Genomic DNA, 17,734 nt, shown 5'->3' on the forward strand with positions numbered 1-17,734 from the left:
CTCTGGCAGACTGGACCGCTGTACCCGTCCGGGCCCGCCCCTCTCGTGTGGCCCTGGACCGGACGCCTACACACCGGGCGTCGGCTCCCCGCACGCAGATCGTGCGGTCTCGCCGCGTCCACGAACCGAAAGTGGGACCGCCACCGTGGCCGTCAAGATTCGTCTCAAGCGGATGGGCAAGATCCGCACCGCCATCTACCGCGTCGTCGTCATGGACTCGCGCACCAAGCGCGACGGTCGGGCGATCGAGGAGATCGGCAAGTACGACCCCAACCAGGAGCCGTCGCTCATCGAGATCGACATGGAGCGCGCGGACTACTGGGTCGCCCAGGGCGCCCAGCCGACCGAGGCCGTCGCCGCCCTCCTCAAGCACTACAAGGACGGCACCCTCAAGGTCGCCGAGCCCAAGACCTCGAAGAAGGACCTCTACGAGGCGGCCGTCGCCGCCGCGGGCAAGGCCGAGGCCGACGGTGGCGCCGCCACCACCCCGCGCAAGAAGGCCGCCGCGAAGAAGGCCGACGAGGCCCCCGTCGCCGCCGACACCGAGGGCAGCACCGCTGCGGCGGAGTCCACGGACGCCGACGCCGACGCGTCCGCCGACAAGGCCTGACCGTGCTCGAGGAGGCTCTCGAGCACCTCGTGACCGGCATCGTCGACCACAAGGACGAGGTGCAGGTCCGCCGTCGTGACCTGCGCCGTGGCGAGGTCCTCGAGGTGCGCGTGCACCCCGACGACCTCGGCCGCGTCATCGGTCGCTCCGGCCGCACCGCCAGCGCGCTGCGCACCGTCCTCGGTGCCCTCGCCGGCGGCAAGCCGGTCCGCATCGACATCGTCGACACCGACCGGGTCCGCTGACCCGCGTCACCCGTGACGGCGGGGCGCCCCACACCGGGGTGCCCCGCCGTCCGTCGTTCCCCCCGTTCCCTCCAGTCCCCGAGAGGATGTCCGCGTGAGCGAGTCCACCGTCGTCGCCCGGATCGGCAAGCCGCACGGCCTGCGCGGTGAGGTCACCGTCCGCCTGCACACCGACGAGCCCGAGCTGCGCCTCGCGGTCGGCGCCGTCCTCGCGACCGAGGCCGAGGCCGGCTCGGGGGTCCCGCGGGCCCTCACCGTGCGCTCGACCCGCGTGCACAACGGCATCTGGCTGGTGGCCTTCGAGGAGGTCCCCGACCGCACCGGCGCCGAGGGCCTGCGCGGCACCCGGCTCGTCCTCGACGCGGACGCCCCCGAGATCGCCGACGAGGACGACGAGGACCTCTTCACCGAGGCCGAGCTCGTCGGGCTCGCGGTCCACACGCCGGCCGGCGAGCGGGTCGGCGAGGTGACCGGGCTCGTCATCGGCGCCGCCCAGGACCGGCTCGCGGTGCGCCTGGACGACGGACGCACCGGCGAGGTGCCGTTCGTCGCGGCGCTCGTGCCCGAGGTCGACGTCGCGGGCGGCCGCGTCGTCGTCGACGCGCCGGGCGGCCTGTTCGACCTCGAGGACTGACCCCCGGTGCGCCTCGACGTCGTCTCGATCTTCCCCGAGTACCTCGCGCCGCTCGACCTCTCGCTCATCGGCAAGGCGCGGCGCGACGGGCTGCTCGACCTGCACGTCCACGACCTGCGCGACTTCGCCCACGACCGGCACCGCACCGTCGACGACAGCCCGTTCGGCGGCGGCGCCGGGATGGTCATGAAGCCCGAGCCGTGGGCCGGGGCGCTCGACCACGTCGTGGCCACCGGGGCGAGCGGCGTCGCCCCCGTGCCGCACCTGCTCGTCCCCGGGCCGGGCGGCGTCCCCTTCACGCAGGCGATGGCCCACGAGCTCGCGGCGGAGCCGTGGCTGGCCTTCGCCTGCGGCCGCTACGAGGGGCTCGACGAGCGCGTCTACGAGCACGCGGCGGAGCGGATGCGCGTCACCGTCGTCTCGCTCGGCGACTACGTCCTCAACGGGGGAGAGGTGGCGGTGCTCGCCGTCGTCGAGGCCGTCGCGCGCCTCCTGCCGGGCGTCGTCGGCAACGCCGAGTCGCTCGTCGAGGAGTCGCACGAGGGCGGCCTGCTCGAGTACCCCGTCTACACCCGGCCCGCGGTCTGGCAGGACGGCGGCACGACCCGCGAGGTGCCGCCGGTGCTGCTCTCGGGCGACCACGCGGCCATCGCCCGCTGGCGCCACGAGCAGCGGGTGGCCCGCACCGTCGCGCGGCGTCCGGACCTCGTGGCCCCCGCCGCCGCCGTCGGCGGCCTCGACGACCTCGACGTGCGCCCCGCCGTCCCGGCCGACGCCCCCGAGCTGCTCGTCCTCCAGCGCGCCTGCTGGATGCAGGAGGGACGCATCTCGGGCTCGTGGCACATCCCGCCGCTCGAGGAGACCCTCGAGGACGTGGTGCGGGGCCTCGGCGAGTGGACGACCTGGGTGGCGCGGGTGCCCTCGCTCGACGGGTCCGGCCGGCTCGTCGGGTCGGTCCGCGGACGCGTGCGCCCCGGTGACCCGACGGTCTGGGAGACCGGACGGCTCATGGTCGCCCCGGACCTCCAGGGGCGCGGCCTCGGGCGCGACCTGCTGGCGCTCGCGGAAGCCGGTGCGCCGCAGCCGGTCTCGACGTTCTGGATCAACACCGGCCGGGTCAGCGAGGCCAACATCCGGCGCTACAAGCGCGCGGGCTACCGGCTGCTGCCGGGCGAGGGCTCGTTCCCGGGCACGGTCGACCTCACGAAGCGCCGCCCGGCAGGTCGCTGACCGTCACGGGCGCAGCGACGCCCGCAGGTCGTCCGGCAGGAGCAGCGCCCGGCCGATGAGCCGCTCGGCGACGACGGCGGTCACCGTCTGCGCCGCCATGATGCCGACGAGGACCAGCACCTGCGCCGCGGCCGCCTGCGCCGGGGTGCCGCCGCCGAGCAGGACGCCGATGAACGCGCCCGGCAGGGTGACGACGCCCGCGGTGCGGACCTGGTCGAGCCCCGGGACGAGCGCCTCGGGGATGCGCCGGTGCACGACCTCCTCGACCGCCTGGGCCCGGGTCAGGCCGAGCGACAGCCCGGCCTCGTACTGCCCGTGCTCCTCGCGCAGCGCGGCGAAGGCCCGCCGGCAGGTCAGCGTGTGCCCGTTCATCGTGTTGCCCGCGATGATCCCGACGACCGGCACGAGCGCCAGCCCGGTCGGCGGGACCGTCCGCGTCGCGAGCACGACGACGACCACGGGCAGGAGGCCGGCGAGCATCGCCACGGTCGCCCACGGCCAGGCGCGCGTCGCCTCGACCCGCCGCACGGTCGTCACGACGGCGATCGTGAACATCACGCAGAGCAGGACCACCGACAGGGCGAGGGAGCGGACGACGGCGGTGATGACGAGCGCGGCGAGCCCGAGCTGGCCGATCGCGCGGGCCATCGCGAGCACCGGGGAGGCGGGGCGGGGCAGGCGTCCGACGACGTAGCCTCCCACCGTCACGGCGAGGAGCAGGACGACGGCGAGGGCGACGGGGAGGCCGGGGTCGATCGTCACCCCGGAAGCCTAGGGCCGCGCGGATCGGCGGATTTCTCCGGACCCGTCGTCCTCTGGCAGACTGGACCGCTGCGTCACCCCACACCGTCGGCCCCCGCCACAGGGGGAGTGCCCCGGACCCCGGTCCGAGCAGCGGCATGCGGCCGGGTGGTGACGCACCCGTCAGCGAGAAGCAGTACCGACAGCACGCGGATGACCTGTGGCAGCCCGCGAGAACGGATCCACCATGCAGCGTTTCGACGAGCTCGACCGCGCGTCGCTCAAGGCCGACATCCCGGAGTTCCGCGCCGGTGACACGGTCAACGTTCACGTGAAGGTCGTCGAGGGCACCCGCTCGCGCATCCAGGTCTACAAGGGCGTCGTCATCCGTCGCCACGGCGGCGGCGTCGGCGAGACCTTCACCGTCCGCAAGGTCTCCTTCGGTGTCGGCGTCGAGCGGACCTTCCCGCTCCACACCCCGATCATCGACAAGATCGAGGTCGTCACCCGCGGTGACGTCCGTCGCGCGAAGCTGTACTACCTGCGCGAGCTGCGCGGCAAGGCCGCCAAGATCCGCGAGAAGCGCGAGACCCCGGCCAACGCCTGAGACGCGAGCCGACCACCCGGGCGCGGCTCACACCCACGAGGACTACCCTCGGGCGAGTGACTGCCCCGACCGCCACCGACCCGGTGCCCGCCACGGCGCGCACCGGGTCGTGGCGTCCCGGGGTGCTCGTCGTCCTCGTCACCGCCGTCCTCGTCGGCGCCCTCGTGCGCGGTCTGCTCCTCGAGAGCTACCACGTCCCGACCGCCGGCTACACCCCCACCCTCGAGCCAGGAGACCGCGTGCTCGTCCTCAAGACCGACCACCACGTCGACGCCGGTGAGCTCGGGCTCGTCGACGTCGACGGGGGGCTGCGGCTCGTGCCGTCGACCGACCTCGCCGGCACCGGGTCCGACGTCGTGGGGACCGTGCTCTGGCGGTTCTGGCCGCTGGACCGGATGGGGTCCGTCTCTACGCTGCCGGTCGCCCCGTGACCGCGCCCGAGACCACGCGCGGCGAGAACCCGGTGCCCCCGACCCCGCAGCCCGAGCGGCACCGTTCGACGGCCGGCGTCGTCGGCGCGGCCGTCAAGGAGGTCGCCCTCGTCCTCGTCATGGCGATGGTGCTCTCGTTCGTCGTCAAGACGTGGCTGCTCCAGGCCTTCTTCATCCCCTCCGGCTCGATGGAGGACACCCTCCTCGTCGGCGACCGCGTCGTCGTCTCCAAGCTGACGCCCGGGCCGTTCGACCTGAAGCACGGTGACGTCGTCGTCTTCGAGGACCCGGGCGGCTGGCTCGGCGAGACCCCGGCCGTCCCCCGCACCGGCGTGTCCGGGACCGTCCACGACGCGCTCGTCTTCGTCGGGCTGCTGCCCAGCGAGTCCGAGGACCACCTCATCAAGCGCGTCATCGGGCTGCCGGGCGACCGCGTCGTCTGCTGCACGGCCCAGCGGCAGCTGAGCATCAACGGCAAGGCCGTCGACGAGCCGTACCTCAAGCAGGGGGACGTCGCCAGCTCGATCACCTTCGACATCACGGTGCCCGCGGGACACGTCTGGGTCATGGGTGACCACCGCTCCGACAGCGAGGACTCCCGCTACCACGACGAGTCCGGTGACGGCAGCGACGGCTCGGTGCCGATCAGCCGGATCACCGGCCGCGCCGTCGGCATCGTCTGGCCGTTCTCGCGCCTGGACTGGCTCTCCGACTTCCCGCAGGCCTTCTCGGGCGTCCCCGCCCGGCCGTCCGGCTCGTGAGCCCCACCCCGTCCTCGAAGAAGCCCAGCCTGCGGGTCGAGCGTCAGCTGCAGCGCGACGGGCACCGCGTCCTCGCCGGGATGGACGAGGTCGGCCGCGGCGCGCTCGCGGGGCCCGTCACGGTCGGGGTCGTCGTCATCGACGAGACGTGTCGCAGCGCCCCGCAGGGCGTGCGCGACTCCAAGCTGCTGCAGCCGCACGTCCGCGAGGCGATGGTCCCGCGCATCGAGAGGTGGGCCCTGTGCCACGCTGTCGGGCACGCGAGCGCGGCCGAGATCGACGAGGTCGGCATCATCGCGGCGCTGCGCCTGGCCGGGACGCGGGCGCTCGCGCAGTGCGGCGTTCGTCCCGACCTCGTCATCCTCGACGGCAACCACGACTGGCTGACCGCCCCCGAGGACGTCGGGCTGTTCGCCTTCGGCCACGACGAGCCGGTCGCGACCCCGCCGGTCACGACGATGGTCAAGGCCGACCTGCGCTGCTCGTCGGTCGCCGCCGCCTCCGTCCTCGCCAAGGTGACGCGCGACCGCATCATGGTCGACCTCGGCGCCGAGGACGGCGAGCACGCCGCGTACGGCTGGGTCGGCAACAAGGGCTACGCCGCCCCGGACCACCTCGAGGCCCTGCGCGCGCACGGTCCCTCGGTGTGGCACCGACGCTCGTGGCGGCTGCCCGGCACGATGGACGATGATGGCCCGGTGACCGGGACGAAGCTGACGAGCGTGGGGGAGCGATGAGCTCGGAGGACCTCGAGAAGTACGAGAGCGAAGCCGAGCTGGCGCTCTACCGCGAGTACCGCGACGTCGTCGGGCTCTTCAGCCACGTCGTCGAGACCGAGCGGCGCTTCTACCTCTGCAACAGCGTCGACGTGAAGGTGCGCTCCGACGGCGGCGAGGTGTTCTTCGACGTGACGATGCACGACGCGTGGGTCTGGGACATCTACCGGCCGGCGCGCTTCGCCAAGACCGTCCGCGTCGTCACCTTCAAGGACGTCAACGTCGAGGAGCTCGCCAAGTCCGAGCTCGAGCTGCCGAAGGGCGAGTTCTAAGGCCTGCCGCCGCGGGTCACCGCGCGCCGGGCTCGTGGACGAGCTTGGTGTTGACGAACTCGCGGATGCCGAGCGTCCCGAGCTCGCGCCCGACACCGGAGCGCTTGGTGCCGCCGAACGGCAGGTCGGCCATCGAGCCCTGCATCGAGTTGACCCACACCATCCCGGTCTCGAGACGCGCGACGACGTCGGCCACGGCGTCCGGGTCGGTGCCGAACACCGCCCCGCCGAGGCCGAAGGGTGAGGCGTTGGCGAGCTCGACCGCGGCGTCGGCGTCGGCGACCCGGTGGACGACGGCGACCGGGCCGAAGAGCTCCTCGTCGAAGGCGCGCATCCCCGGCGTGACCCCGGTGAGGACGGTCGGCGTGACCCACGCGCCGGGGCGGTCGGGGCGTTCGGCGCCGCCGACGACCGCGGTGGCGCCGCGGTCGAGGGCGTCCTGCACCTGCTCGACGAGGGTGGTCGCCGCGGCCTCCGAGGCCATCGGGGCGAGGGTCGTGTCGGGGTCCGTCGGGTCGCCGGGGCGCAGGGCGGCGACGGCGGCAGCGAAGCGCTCGAGGAACGCGTCGTGGACCTCGTCCACGACGAGGATCCGCTTGGCGGCGTTGCACGCCTGGCCGCAGTTCTGCATCCGGCCCAGGACGGCGTGCTTGACGGCGCGGTCGAGGTCGGCGTCCGCGAGGACGACGAAGGGGTCGGAGCCGCCGAGCTCGAGGACGACCTTCGTGAGGTGGCGCCCGGCCTGCGCCGCGACGGCCGACCCGGCGCGCTCGCTGCCGGTGACGGAGACCCCGGCGACCCGGGGGTCGGCGACGAGGTCGGCGACCTGCTCGTCGGTGGCGAGCAGCACCTCGTAGCAGCCGTCGGGCAGGCCCGCGTCGTGCCACACCTGCGCGGCGGCGAGGGCCGACTCGGGGCACTGCGGGGCGGGCTTGAGCAGGATCGTGTTGCCGGCGACGAGGTTCGGCGCGGCCAGCCGCACCGCCTGGTAGTAGGGGAAGTTCCACGGCATGACCCCGAGCAGCGGGCCGACCGGCTCGTGGCGCAGGTGCGCGCGGCCGCCGCGGCGCGGGCTCAGGGGCTCGTCGGCGAGCATCGCCGGGCCGTCGTCCGCGTAGTAGGCGCAGATGTCGGCCACGAGCGAGAGCTCGCCCTTCGCCTCGCCGGTGCGCTTGCCCATCTCGCGGGTCACGAGCGCGGCGAGGGCGTCGCGTCGCTCGGCGAACAGCTCGCCGGCGCGGCGGACGACGGCCGCCCGCTCCTGCACCGGGACCGCCCGCCAGGCGCGCTGCGCCGTGTGCGAGCGGTCGAGCGCGGCCCCGACCTCGGCGTCGGTCGCCGTGGGGTGCTCGGCGAGGAGCTCGTTGCGCGTGGGGTCGACGACGCGGTAGGCGGTCACGGGCTGCTCCTGGTCTCGCGGGCGGGCACGTCCCGATGCTGGCACGCGCCGGCGACACCTGCCCCCGTCCGGACGGCCGGGGGCGTTCGTCCACAGGCGGGCCGGTGCGCGGTCGTCGTCCACAGATCTGCGCCGGGGGCTGTCGGGGCGCCGGCCGGGCGGGCTTGGCTGGCCGCATGACGACGCCGGACCACGCACCGCCCACCCGTCCGCCCGACCCCCGCCGCGGGCTCGGCCGCTACGGGGAGGACCTCGCCGCGCGCTACCTCGAGGAACGGGGGATGCGCGTGATCGAGCGCAACTGGCGCTGCGAGCACGGGGAGGTCGACCTCGTCGTGCTCGACGGGCGGTGCCTCGTCATCTGCGAGGTCAAGACCCGGCGCGGCACCGGGTTCGGCGACCCGGTCGAGGCGGTGACCGTGGCCAAGGCGCTGCGCCTGCGTCGGCTCGCGGCGGTCTACGCACGGGCGCACCCCGGGGCCGAACGCGTCCGGGTCGACGTCGTCGGGGTGCTCTGCCGGCCGGGGGAGGCTCCGCGGGTGCGGCACGTCGTCGGGGTGGGGTCGTGACCTTCGGGCTCGGGCGCACGCGGTCGGTCGCCCTGAGCGGGCTCGACGGCACCCTGGTCGACGTCGAGGCCCACGTCGCGGCCGGCCTGCCGGGCTTCACGGTCGGTGGCCTCCCCGACACCGCCTGCGCCCAGGCACCCGACCGCGTGCGGGCGGCCGCGGCGACGGCCGGCTTCCCCGTCCCACCGCACCGCGTCACGGTCAACCTGTCCCCGGCGTCGGTGCCCAAGCGGGGCTCGGGCTTCGACCTCGGCATCGCCGTGGCGGTGCTCGCGGCGTCCGGGGTGCTCCCGCGCGCGGCGGTGGAGCCGGTCGTGCACCTCGGTGAGCTCTCGCTCGACGGCCGGCTCCGCGGGGTGCGCGGTGTGCTGCCGGCCCTGCTCGAGGCCGCTCGCCGCGGGGTGCGTCACGTCGTCGTCCCCGTCGAGAACGTCGCCGAGGCGCAGCTCGTCGACCGGGTCGTCGTCCACGGTGCGCGCACCCTCGAGGAGGTCGTCCGGTGGTACCGCGAGCCGACACCCGGCGGCCTGCCGGTGGCCGAGCGGGCGCCCGACACCGACGACGAGCCCCGCCGACGGCCGGACCTCGCCGACGTCGTCGGCCAGCCCGAGGCCCGCGTCGCGCTCGAGCTCGCGGCGACCGGCGGGCACCACCTGCTGATGACCGGACCCCCGGGGGTCGGCAAGACGATGCTCGCCGAGCGCCTCGTCACCGTCCTGCCCCGGCTGGGGCGCGAGGAGGCGCTCGAGGTGCACGCGGTGCGCAGCCTCGTCGCCCCGGTCGGCGAGGTGACGCGCCTGGACCGGACCCCGCCCTTCGTCGCGCCGCACCACAGCACCTCCACCGCCGCGCTCGCCGGCGGGGGATCCGGGGTCGTCCTGCCCGGCGCGGTCTCGCGCGCGCACCACGGCGTCCTCTTCCTCGACGAGGCGCCCGAGTTCCGGTCCTCGGTGCTCCAGACGCTGCGCCAGCCGCTCGAGAGCGGGGAGGTCGTCATCGCCCGGGCCAAGGCCCTCGTGCGCTACCCGGCGCGGTTCCTGCTCGTCCTCGCCGCCAACCCGTGCCCGTGCGGGATGGCCTTCGGCAAGGGCACCGAGTGCCGGTGCAGCGCCCACGACCTGCGCGGGTACACGACCAAGCTGTCCGGTCCGTTGCTGGACCGGGTCGACCTGCGCGTCCACGTGCCGCCGGTGCGCCCCGCGGCGTTCGGCGACGAGGCGGGGGAGACCAGCGCGGTCGTCGCGGCCCGGGTCCTCGCCGCCCGCGGCGCCGAGGCCGAGCGCTGGCGGGGGGCCGGCTGGAGCGTCAACGGCCTCGTGCCCGGCCACGTCCTGCGCCGGGCGCCCTACCGCCTCGGCCCGTCGGTCACCGCCGTCATCGACCGGGCGCTCGACACCGGCGGGCTCAGCCTGCGGGGGTACGACCGGGTCCTCCGGGTGGCGTGGTCCGCCGCCGACCTCGCGGGACGCACCACCCCCGGGCGCGAGGACGTCGCGCTCGGGCTCCAGCTGCGCCGCGCCGAGGGGACGGCGGCATGACCGGGCGCGTGTCGCCGCTGGAGCGCGACGAACGCTGGGCGCGGGTGGCGCTGTCCTACCTCGTCGAGCCCAAGCACGGGCCCACCGTGCGGACGGTCGCGGAGGAGGGCGGTGCGGAGGCGCTCGCCGCCATCCGCGAGCGCCGGGCCGAGGCAGGCGGCGAGGTCTACGTCAGGGTGCCGGGTCTTGACCTGCCCGGGCTGGCGGCGGCGGTCTCGGCGGCGGGCCTCCGGGTGCTCGTCCCGGGCGACCCGGAGTGGCCGACCGCCCTGGACCGGCTCTCGTCCCCGCCCTTCTGCCTGTACGTCCGGGGGGCCGCCGACGTCGCCGCCCTCACCGAGCGGTCAGTGGCGGTCGTCGGCTCCCGGACGGCGACCGCCTACGGCCTGCGGGTGGCCGCCGAGCTCGGTGAGGGCCTCGCCGGCCGCGGGTGGACCGTGGTGAGCGGCGCGGCCTTCGGCATCGACGCGGCGGCCCACCGCGGGGCGCTCGCCGCCGAGGGTGACACCGTCGCCGTGCTCGCCTGTGGTCTCGACCGTGCCTACCCGCGAGCGCACGAGCGCCTCATCGGCGCGGTCGCCGCGACGGGTGCGGTCGTCGGCGAGGTACCGCCCGGGGCCGAGCCGCTGCGCGGCCGTTTCCTCGCCCGCAACCGGGTCATCGCCGCCCTCGCGCGGGCCACGGTCGTCGTCGAGGCCGGGCTGCGGTCGGGCTCCCTCTCGACGGCGCGCGAGGCCCGTGACCTCGTGCGGCCCGTCGGGGCGGTCCCCGGCCCCGTGACCAGCCCGACGTCCGCCGGCTGCCACGAGCTCGTCCGCGAGACCGGGGCCGTCCTCGTCACCGACGTCGCCGACGTGGTCGAGCTCGCCGGACGCATCGGCGAGGACCTCGGCGCACCCCGGCGGGCCGAGCCGCGGCCCACCGACGCGCTCGACCCGACCGAGTACGCCGTCTGGGCGGCGGCGCCCCTGCGGCGGTGGTTCCCCCCGGAGCGCCTCGCCGCGCTCTCCGGCACCGACCCGGTCCGCCTCCCGGCGGCGCTCGCGGTGCTCGAGGTGCTGGGGCTGCTGGAGCAGGCCGATGGCCGCTGGCGCAAGACCGCGGCCGGCGCGGCCGTCCCGAGGACCGGATGACGACGTGCCCGGGTTCCTGCGTGGACGAACGGTTGATGTTGCGGCGGTTCTCGTTGCGTCGCGGGAGGCCCGGTGACACCGTGTGGGCGTGACCGCCCCCGAGCCAGAGGCGCTGTCCGCGTTCGAGCGTCATCTGCGTGCCGAGCGCGGCCGCTCCGAGAACACCGTGCGCGCGTACACGCGCGACGTCTCGGCCTTCCTCGCGGCGGCCGGGGTCGAGGACGACGCCGGCCTGCGCTCCGTGACGCTCGCGGACCTGCGCGGATGGCTCGGCACGGTCGCCCGCTCCGGCGCCGCCCGCTCGACGGTCGCCCGGACCTCCGCATCACTGCGCACCTTCTTCCGGTGGTGCGAGCGCACCGGACGGGTCGAGCAGGATCCCTCGCTCCGCCTCGCGGCCCCTCGCCGCCACCGCACGCTCCCGCCGGTGCTCACGCAGCGCTCGGCCGGCGCCCTGCTCGAGGTCGCCGCGACCGCGGCGGACGACGACGACCCCGTCCACCTGCGCGACCGCGCGGCCCTGGAGCTGCTGTACGCCACCGGGATCCGGGTGAGCGAGCTGACCGGGCTCGACGTCGACGACGTCGACCTCGCCGCGTGCGTCGCGCGGGTCGTCGGCAAGGGCGACAAGGAGCGGCGGGTGCCGTTCGGCACCCCGGCGCGCGACGCCGTCGCCGAGTGGCTCGAGCGGGGACGCCCACGCCTGGCCGTCGACGGCAGCGGGCCGGCGCTCCTGCTGGGGCGTCGTGGCCGACGGGTCGACCCGCGCCAGGTGCGCGACGCGGTGCACCGCCTGCTGGCCCACGTCCCCGACGCCCCCGACCTCGGGCCGCACGGGCTGCGCCACAGCGCCGCGACCCACCTGCTCGAGGGCGGGGCGGACCTGCGGATGGTCCAGGAGCTGCTCGGCCACGCCTCGCTCGCGACCACCCAGATCTACACGCACGTGTCCGTCGATCGCCTCAAGCGGTCCTTCGCACAGGCCCACCCGCGTGCCTGAGGGGCCCGGGGCCGTGGGTGACACCGCGTACCCGGAGTGGATCTCCGAGGTCCGTCGGCTCTACCTCGAGCCGAAGGACCTCACCGAGATCAGCCTCGAGGAGGCGCTGGCCGAGGCCGAGGCCGCCCCGAAGCGCAGCCGGCTCGCCCGGCGCTTCCGGCGCACGGACGGCCCCGCCGACCTGGAGGCGCTCGGACCCGACGAGCTCGAGGCCGCGCTCCCGGAGGCGACGACCGCCGAGCCGACGCCGCCCGCCGCGGAGCCGACGCCGCCCGCCGCGGACCCGCACGCGCTCGCCGCGGGGACCGCCGCGCAGGTCGCTGCCCGTGGCGCCCACCTGCGCGTCGTCGGCGACCGCCTCGGGCTCGACCTCGAGGACTCCTCGGCCTTCCCCTCCTCGACGCTCCCCGCACCCGAGCCGGCACCCACGCCGGCCGCGGGAACGGGCTCGGCGTGGTTCGCTGCCCCCGAGCCCGAGCCCGAGCCCGAGCCCGAGCCCGAGCCCGAGCCCGAGCCCGAGCCCGAGCCCGAGCCCGAGTCCGAGTCCGAGTCCGAGTCCGAGTCCGAGTCCGAGTCCGAGCCCGTCTCGAGCGCCGTCGCACCCAGCCGGTGGTGGGACGACACCCTGCCCCCGGTCGAGGACGACCGGTCCGGTGAGCAGGCGGTGCCGGGTCCGCCGGCGCCGGCGTCGGCGGGCGAGCCGGGCGAGGACCGGCCCGCCCCGCGACGATCGTGGTGGGACGACTCGCTGCCCGAGGACCTCGACGGCGCGCCCGCACCCGAGCTCTCCACGACCGAGGACCTCGCCGAGCGCGACGTCGCCGCGGCGCCGTCACCGGACGGCCTCCCGGGCGCGCCCGGGCCCGGCGGCGGCACCGACACCGGCACTGACACCGGCACCGACAGTGCCGCGACCGCCACGGTCGTGCGCCGCAGCGACCTCCACGGCCGGTCCCGCCGCGGGTTCTCCGTGCGGCGCCCCGGGCGCGAGGGGCAGCACGCGGCTGACGTGCCCGCTGCAGCCCCGGCCGACGCCGGGACCGCCGACGCCACGGTGACCCCTTCGCCGCCCCGGGCCCGGACCCGGCGAGCGGCCCACGGAGGCGGCGGGGCGCCGGCGACCCGTCGCCGGCTGGCGCTCCTCCTCGCCCTCGCCCTCGTCGTCCTCCTCGCCGTCGCCTGGTGGCTGGGGCGCCCCGACGCCCCGTCCACGGCGGGCCCGGCCGGCCCGCGGCCCGTGGCGGCGGTCGCGGGGAGCGACAGCGGCGGCGCGCCGCTCGTCACCTCGCGCTGACTCCCGTCGTCCCGAGGGGCAGCAGCCGGACGTGGCCGCCTCCGACGAGGAACGGCAACGGGTCGAGGTAGGCGCCGTCGCGTCGCGCGCCGAGGTGGAGGCACGTGCGCCGGCCGCAGTGGGCGGGAGCCGTTCCCAGCCGCCCCAACCGCTCGCCGGCCGCGACCTCGTCGCCGACGCGCACCTCGGGGACGACCGGCTCGTACGTGCTCTGCAGGCCGTCGCGGTGCCGGAGGGTCACCGTGCCCCGGCCCACGACGACGCCCGCGTGCGTGACCCGTCCCGCCTCGACCGCCAGCACCGGTGCCGCGCCCGCGACCCCGAGATCGAGGCCGCGGTGGCCCGGACCGTAGGCCGACGCGGGCGGCAGGAAGCGCCGGACGACCTCCGGCACGGGCGCGGCCGGCCAGCGCCACCGAGCACGCTCGACGGGACGACCGGCGCCGGGCGCGTCCGGGAGCGCGCTCGCGGCACGGGAGCCCGTCGCCGCCGGAGCCGTCGGGCCGGACGCCGCGGACCCCGCCTCCCCACCCGCGACCGTCGCGCCCACCCCGAGGGCGAGGCCCGTCGCCACCAGGAGCGCGCCCACCGCGCCGGTCGTCGTCATGGGTCGAGCCTCGACCGCGCGCCGCACGGGGGCCAGGGGGCCCGGAGCATCTGTGGACGGCGCCGCGGCCGGCGGCGCCCTGTGGACGGAGCCGGTGCCGGGACGCCGGCTCCAGACGTGCATCAATCGACGAATGTGTCGATTGATGCACGCACCCTCGGCTCACCGGGCGCGTGGGAGGGGGAGGGACGGCTGCGGGTCTCAGCCCTGGCGCAGGCCGGTGAGGCGGCGGCAGGCCTCGTCGAGGACCTCGTCGCGCTTGCAGAAGGCGAACCGGACGAGGGTGCGCGCGGCGTCGACGTCGTCGTGGAACGCGGACGCCGGCACCCCGACGACGCCGACGAGGTCGGGCAGCTCGAGGCAGAACGCCTCGGCGTCGCGGACCCCGAGCGGGGCGGCGTCCGCGAGGACGAAGTAGCCGCCCTCGGGGACGGGCACCTCGAAGCCGGCCGCCCGCAGCCCCGCGACGAGCCGGTCTCGCTTGGCCGCCATCGAGGTCGCGAGCCCGGTGAAGACCGCGTCCGGCAGGCCGAGCCCGACGGCGACGGCCGGCTGGAAGGGCCCGGACCCGACGAAGGTCAGGTACTGCTTGACCCCGCGCGCCGCGGCGACGGCCTCGGCCGGCCCGGTCAGCCAGCCGACCTTCCACCCGGTCGTCGCGAACGTCTTGCCCCCGGACGAGATGGTCAGCGTCCGCTCGCGCATCCCGGGCAGCGCCGCGATGGGCAGGTGCCGCCGGCCGTCGAAGAGCAGGTGCTCGTACACCTCGTCGGCCACCACCCACGCGTCGTGCTCGACGGCGAGCCGCGCGACGAGCTCGAGCTCCGCGCGGGTGAACACCTTGCCCGTCGGGTTGTGCGGCGTGTTGAGCAGGACCATCCGGGTCCGGTCCGAGAACGCGGCGCGCAGCGACTCCTCGTCGACGGCGAAGTCGGGAAAGCGCAGCAGCGAGGTGCGCCGCACCCCACCGGCCAGGGCGATGGTCGCCGCGTAGGAGTCGTAGTAGGGCTCGAAGGTCACGACCTCGTCGCCGGGCCGCACGAGCGCCAGCACCGCCGCCGCGATGGCCTCGGTCGCCCCGACGGTCACGAGCACCTCGCGGGCGGGGTCGACCTCCAGACCGTGGAAGCGCCGCTGGTGCGCGGCGACCGCCGCACGCAGCTCCGGCACGCCCGGCCCCGGCGGGTACTGGTTTCGCCCGGACCGGATGGCCTCGACGGCCGCCTCGAGGACCTCGGGCGGCCCGTCGGTGTCCGGGAAGCCCTGACCGAGGTTGACGGCGTCCTTCTCGAGCGCCAGCTGCGTCATCGTCGCGAAGATCGTCGTCCCGAACTCGGTCAGCGCGGGGTGGCCGGGGATCGAAGGCATGGCCCGCAGGCTACGCGGGGGAGCCGTCGGCCGAGGTGGTCCCGGCGTCGGCGTGCGCGATGTGGTCCAGCTGGCGCCAGACGAGCACGAGGGTCAGCCCGGCCCCGGCGAAGGCGAACCAGAACGGCGCCGCCGCCCCGAACCGCTCGGCGATGACGCCGCCCAGGAGCTGCCCGACGAGCAGCCCGCCGACGAGCCCGACCCAGTAGACGCTGCCGACCCGCCCCTGGTAGTCCTGCGGCGTCGCGCGCTGGCGCACCGCCGACGACAGCGACCCCCAGACGAAGGCGTAGCCGCCGAAGACGACCATGACCGCGAGGGCCACCGCCCAGACGGTCGTCACCGCGAGGACGAGGTGGGTGAGCACCTCGAGCGCGAGGCAGGCCTTCATGAGGCGGGCCAGCGGCACGTGCCGCTCGAGCCACCCGTAGGAGAGGACGGCGACGATGCCTCCGGTCGCCGATGCCGTCGTGAGCAGCCCGAACCCGACGGCGCCGACCCCGAGCCGCTCCTGCGCCCAGTAGACGAGGACGCCCCACGGCGCGCCCCACGTGACGTTGAAGACGAGGATGACGAGCGTCAGCGTCCGCACCGGGGCGTTGTGGGCGATCCAGCGCAGCCCGTCGAGGATGTCGCGGCCCACGTGCTGGTGGGGGGCCGTGCGCTCGACGACGGGCAGCCGGACCCGGGTGAAGAGCCCGACCGACAGCAGCAGCGCCAGGACGTGCACCCCGAACGGCACCGCCGACCCCAGCGCGAAGAGCGCCGCCCCGACGGCCGGCCCGACCAGCTGGTCGCCGACGAGGAAGCCCGACATCTGCCGGGCGTTGGCCAGGCCGAGGTCCGCGGGCCGCACGATCATCGGCAGGATGGCCCGCCACCCGGTGTCGGCGAAGACCTCGGCCGTCCCGACGAGCAGGAGCAGGCCGAGGAGCAGCCCGACCGAGAGCGTGTCGGTGAGCAGAGCGACGACGAGGGCCAGCAGGACGGCGATGCGCCCGGCGTTGGCGGCGAGGACGACGCGCCGGCGGTCGACCCGGTCGGCGACCGCCCCGGCGTACAGGCCGAGCACGAGGCCGGGCAGCTTCTGGACGACGGCGGCCATCGCGATGAGCACGGGGGAGCGGGTCTGCGAGGCCACGAGGAGCGGCCCGGCCGCGAGGGCGATGCCGTCGCCGACCTGGGCGACCCACGACGACGCGAGGTTCCACCGGAACGCCCCGCCCATCCGGGGCGGGGCGACGACGTCGAGGAGGCGGCCCACGAGGTCGCGACGCTACCTCGGCTCCCGCGGGGCCGCCCACCGATTTCGTGCCGGACCCCTGCGCGCCGTAGCATGTCCGATGGCCTCCGTGCGTCCGCGTGCGGGAGCCACATCTCGCGCGTCCTCCTCCCGCGCCGGTCCGCCGGCCGGGGACGCACCACGGCAGTGGCGGCCCGCGACCTCACGAGGTCGGGTCCGCCCGGGGTGCGTCGGGACGCCAGGCAGGTGGGTCCACCCCTCGGGGCTCGGGCTCCACCGACGCAACTGACAACCACACACACCAAGGAGAACGACGATGGCCGTCGTCACCATGCGCCAGCTCCTCGAGAGCGGCGTCCACTTCGGGCACCAGACCCGTCGCTGGAACCCGAAGATGAAGCGCTTCATCATGACCGAGCGCAACGGCATCTACATCATCGACCTGCAGCAGTCGGTGACCTACATCAACAACGCGTACGAGTTCGTCCGCGAGACCGTCGCCCACGGCGGCACCATCCTCTTCGTCGGAACCAAGCGCCAGGCGCAGGAGCCGGTCGCCGAGCAGGCGACCCGCGTCGGCATGCCGTACGTCAACCACCGCTGGCTCGGTGGCATGCTCACCAACTTCCAGACGATCTCCAAGCGCCTCACGCGCCTCAAGGAGCTCGAGGAGATCAACTTCGACGACGTGGCCGGCTCGGGCCGCACGAAGAAGGAGCTCCTCATGATGAAGCGCGAGAAGGACAAGCTCGAGAAGACCCTCGGTGGCATCCGCTCGATGTCCAAGGTCCCCTCGGCCGTCTGGATCGTCGACACCAAGAAGGAGCACCTCGCGGTCGACGAGGCGCGCAAGCTCGGCCTGCCGGTCATCGCGATCCTCGACACCAACTGCGACCCGGACGAGGTCGACTACAAGATCCCGGGCAACGACGACGCCATCCGCTCCGTCACCCTCCTGACCCGCGTCATCGCGGACGCCGTCGCCGACGGCCTCATCGCGCGCTCCGGTGGCCAGGCCGCCGCGGGCGAGCAGACCCAGGGCGAGGAGCCGCTGGCCGAGTGGGAGCGCGAGCTGCTCTCCGGCGACGCCGACCAGGCCGCCGAGGCCGTGGCCCCCGAGGCCGGCGAGACCACCGCCGCGACCGCCCCCGAGGCTGCCGAGGCCACCGCCGAGGAGACCCCGGCCGCTGCTGCCGAGGAGACCCCGGCCGCCGAGGCCGCCCCGGCCGAGCAGGCCTGAGCCACCGGCTCATTCCCCTCACCCCATCGAGCGAGA

Annotated in this window: 20 protein-coding genes; 15 read left to right on the forward strand and 5 right to left on the reverse strand. The window is 75.6% G+C overall.

The features are described from left to right. Positions 1 to 145 precede the first annotated feature (145 nt). The 4 genes from rpsP (at position 146) to trmD (ending at position 2,719) form a co-directional block, all read left to right on the forward strand. Entirely contained in the window at positions 146 to 610 is a 465-nt protein-coding gene (rpsP, locus tag KMZ30_RS02090; protein WP_215511176.1) for a 30S ribosomal protein S16, read from the forward strand. A gap of 2 nt (positions 611 to 612) precedes the next feature. Continuing rightward, positions 613 to 855, forward strand: coding sequence for an RNA-binding protein (locus tag KMZ30_RS02095; RefSeq protein WP_030527967.1), 243 nt, complete (start codon positions 613 to 615; stop codon positions 853 to 855). A gap of 94 nt (positions 856 to 949) precedes the next feature. Beyond that, a complete protein-coding gene (gene rimM, locus KMZ30_RS02100) occupies positions 950 to 1,489 on the forward strand; it encodes a ribosome maturation factor RimM (protein WP_215511177.1) in 540 nt (179 codons plus the stop codon). Between the two features lie 6 nt (positions 1,490 to 1,495). Further along, entirely contained in the window at positions 1,496 to 2,719 is a 1,224-nt protein-coding gene (trmD, locus tag KMZ30_RS02105; RefSeq protein WP_215511178.1) for a tRNA (guanosine(37)-N1)-methyltransferase TrmD, read from the forward strand. A gap of 3 nt (positions 2,720 to 2,722) precedes the next feature. On the opposite strand, the gene KMZ30_RS02110 is transcribed toward trmD, so the two are convergent. Further along, complete coding sequence (locus KMZ30_RS02110) at positions 2,723 to 3,481, reverse strand: ABC transporter permease (protein WP_215511179.1); 759 nt, start codon at positions 3,479 to 3,481, stop codon at positions 2,723 to 2,725. Between the two features lie 226 nt (positions 3,482 to 3,707). Between KMZ30_RS02110 and rplS the strand changes: the two genes are divergently transcribed. From rplS to KMZ30_RS02135, 5 genes are read left to right on the forward strand one after another with little or no spacing between them, the layout of a single operon-like run. Next, positions 3,708 to 4,067 carry a 50S ribosomal protein L19 gene (rplS, locus tag KMZ30_RS02115; RefSeq protein ID WP_215511180.1) on the forward strand — a complete coding sequence of 120 codons (360 nt, stop codon included), beginning with the start codon at positions 3,708 to 3,710 and terminating at the stop codon, positions 4,065 to 4,067. 56 nt (positions 4,068 to 4,123) lie between these two features. Continuing rightward, positions 4,124 to 4,498, forward strand: a complete 375-nt coding sequence (locus KMZ30_RS02120) for a S26 family signal peptidase (protein ID WP_215511181.1) — start codon at positions 4,124 to 4,126, stop codon at positions 4,496 to 4,498. Beyond that, positions 4,495 to 5,259: a signal peptidase I gene (lepB, locus tag KMZ30_RS02125; RefSeq protein ID WP_308279527.1), complete on the forward strand. Its 765-nt coding sequence runs from the start codon at positions 4,495 to 4,497 to the stop codon at positions 5,257 to 5,259. The genes KMZ30_RS02120 and lepB overlap by 4 nt, the downstream gene beginning before the upstream one ends. Further along, the gene (gene rnhB, locus KMZ30_RS02130; RefSeq protein WP_215511182.1) at positions 5,256 to 5,996 is read left to right on the forward strand and encodes a ribonuclease HII; all 741 of its coding nucleotides are present in this window, start codon (positions 5,256 to 5,258) and stop codon (positions 5,994 to 5,996) included. The genes lepB and rnhB overlap by 4 nt, the downstream gene beginning before the upstream one ends. Next, a complete protein-coding gene (locus KMZ30_RS02135; RefSeq protein WP_030527975.1) occupies positions 5,993 to 6,307 on the forward strand; it encodes a DUF2469 domain-containing protein in 315 nt (104 codons plus the stop codon). Before rnhB ends, KMZ30_RS02135 begins: the two co-directional genes overlap by 4 nt. Before the next feature lie 16 nt (positions 6,308 to 6,323). Here the strand turns inward: KMZ30_RS02135 and KMZ30_RS02140 are convergent, their stop codons facing one another. After that, positions 6,324 to 7,706, reverse strand: a complete 1,383-nt coding sequence (locus KMZ30_RS02140) for an NAD-dependent succinate-semialdehyde dehydrogenase (protein ID WP_215511183.1) — start codon at positions 7,704 to 7,706, stop codon at positions 6,324 to 6,326. Positions 7,707 to 7,882: 176 nt separating this feature from the next. Between KMZ30_RS02140 and KMZ30_RS02145 the strand changes: the two genes are divergently transcribed. The 5 genes from KMZ30_RS02145 (at position 7,883) to KMZ30_RS02165 (ending at position 13,240) form a co-directional block, all read left to right on the forward strand. Continuing rightward, positions 7,883 to 8,275, forward strand: coding sequence for a YraN family protein (locus tag KMZ30_RS02145; protein WP_215511184.1), 393 nt, complete (start codon positions 7,883 to 7,885; stop codon positions 8,273 to 8,275). Beyond that, entirely contained in the window at positions 8,272 to 9,813 is a 1,542-nt protein-coding gene (locus KMZ30_RS02150) for a YifB family Mg chelatase-like AAA ATPase (protein ID WP_215511185.1), read from the forward strand. Before KMZ30_RS02145 ends, KMZ30_RS02150 begins: the two co-directional genes overlap by 4 nt. Then, complete coding sequence (gene dprA / locus KMZ30_RS02155) at positions 9,810 to 10,946, forward strand: DNA-processing protein DprA (RefSeq protein WP_215511186.1); 1,137 nt, start codon at positions 9,810 to 9,812, stop codon at positions 10,944 to 10,946. The genes KMZ30_RS02150 and dprA overlap by 4 nt, the downstream gene beginning before the upstream one ends. 88 nt (positions 10,947 to 11,034) lie before the next feature. Then, a complete protein-coding gene (locus KMZ30_RS02160) occupies positions 11,035 to 11,946 on the forward strand; it encodes a tyrosine recombinase XerC (protein ID WP_308279528.1) in 912 nt (303 codons plus the stop codon). 13 nt (positions 11,947 to 11,959) lie between these two features. Beyond that, positions 11,960 to 13,240, forward strand: a complete 1,281-nt coding sequence (locus KMZ30_RS02165) for a hypothetical protein (RefSeq protein ID WP_215511188.1) — start codon at positions 11,960 to 11,962, stop codon at positions 13,238 to 13,240. Here KMZ30_RS02165 and KMZ30_RS02170 read toward each other — a convergent pair. The 3 genes from KMZ30_RS02170 to KMZ30_RS02180 form a co-directional block, all read right to left on the reverse strand. Then, positions 13,227 to 13,847 carry a murein hydrolase activator EnvC family protein gene (locus KMZ30_RS02170; protein ID WP_215511189.1) on the reverse strand — a complete coding sequence of 207 codons (621 nt, stop codon included), beginning with the start codon at positions 13,845 to 13,847 and terminating at the stop codon, positions 13,227 to 13,229. The two genes, KMZ30_RS02165 and KMZ30_RS02170, sit on opposite strands and share 14 nt — an antisense overlap. Positions 13,848 to 14,048: 201 nt before the next feature. Next, on the reverse strand, positions 14,049 to 15,215 hold the full coding sequence (locus tag KMZ30_RS02175; RefSeq protein WP_215519845.1) for a pyridoxal phosphate-dependent aminotransferase: 1,167 nt from the start codon (positions 15,213 to 15,215) through the stop codon (positions 14,049 to 14,051). A gap of 10 nt (positions 15,216 to 15,225) precedes the next feature. Beyond that, positions 15,226 to 16,479 carry an MFS transporter gene (locus KMZ30_RS02180; RefSeq protein ID WP_308279529.1) on the reverse strand — a complete coding sequence of 418 codons (1,254 nt, stop codon included), beginning with the start codon at positions 16,477 to 16,479 and terminating at the stop codon, positions 15,226 to 15,228. A 295-nt stretch (positions 16,480 to 16,774) separates the two neighbouring features. Here KMZ30_RS02180 and rpsB point away from each other — a divergent pair, with 295 nt between their 5' ends. Then, positions 16,775 to 17,698 (forward strand): 30S ribosomal protein S2, encoded by a 924-nt coding sequence (gene rpsB / locus KMZ30_RS02185; RefSeq protein WP_215511191.1) that lies wholly within the window; start codon positions 16,775 to 16,777, stop codon positions 17,696 to 17,698. Positions 17,699 to 17,734 lie beyond the last annotated feature (36 nt).

The sequence above is a fragment of the Phycicoccus mangrovi genome (assembly GCF_018729305.1).
Lineage (GTDB): Bacteria > Actinomycetota > Actinomycetes > Actinomycetales > Dermatophilaceae > Phycicoccus > Phycicoccus jejuensis.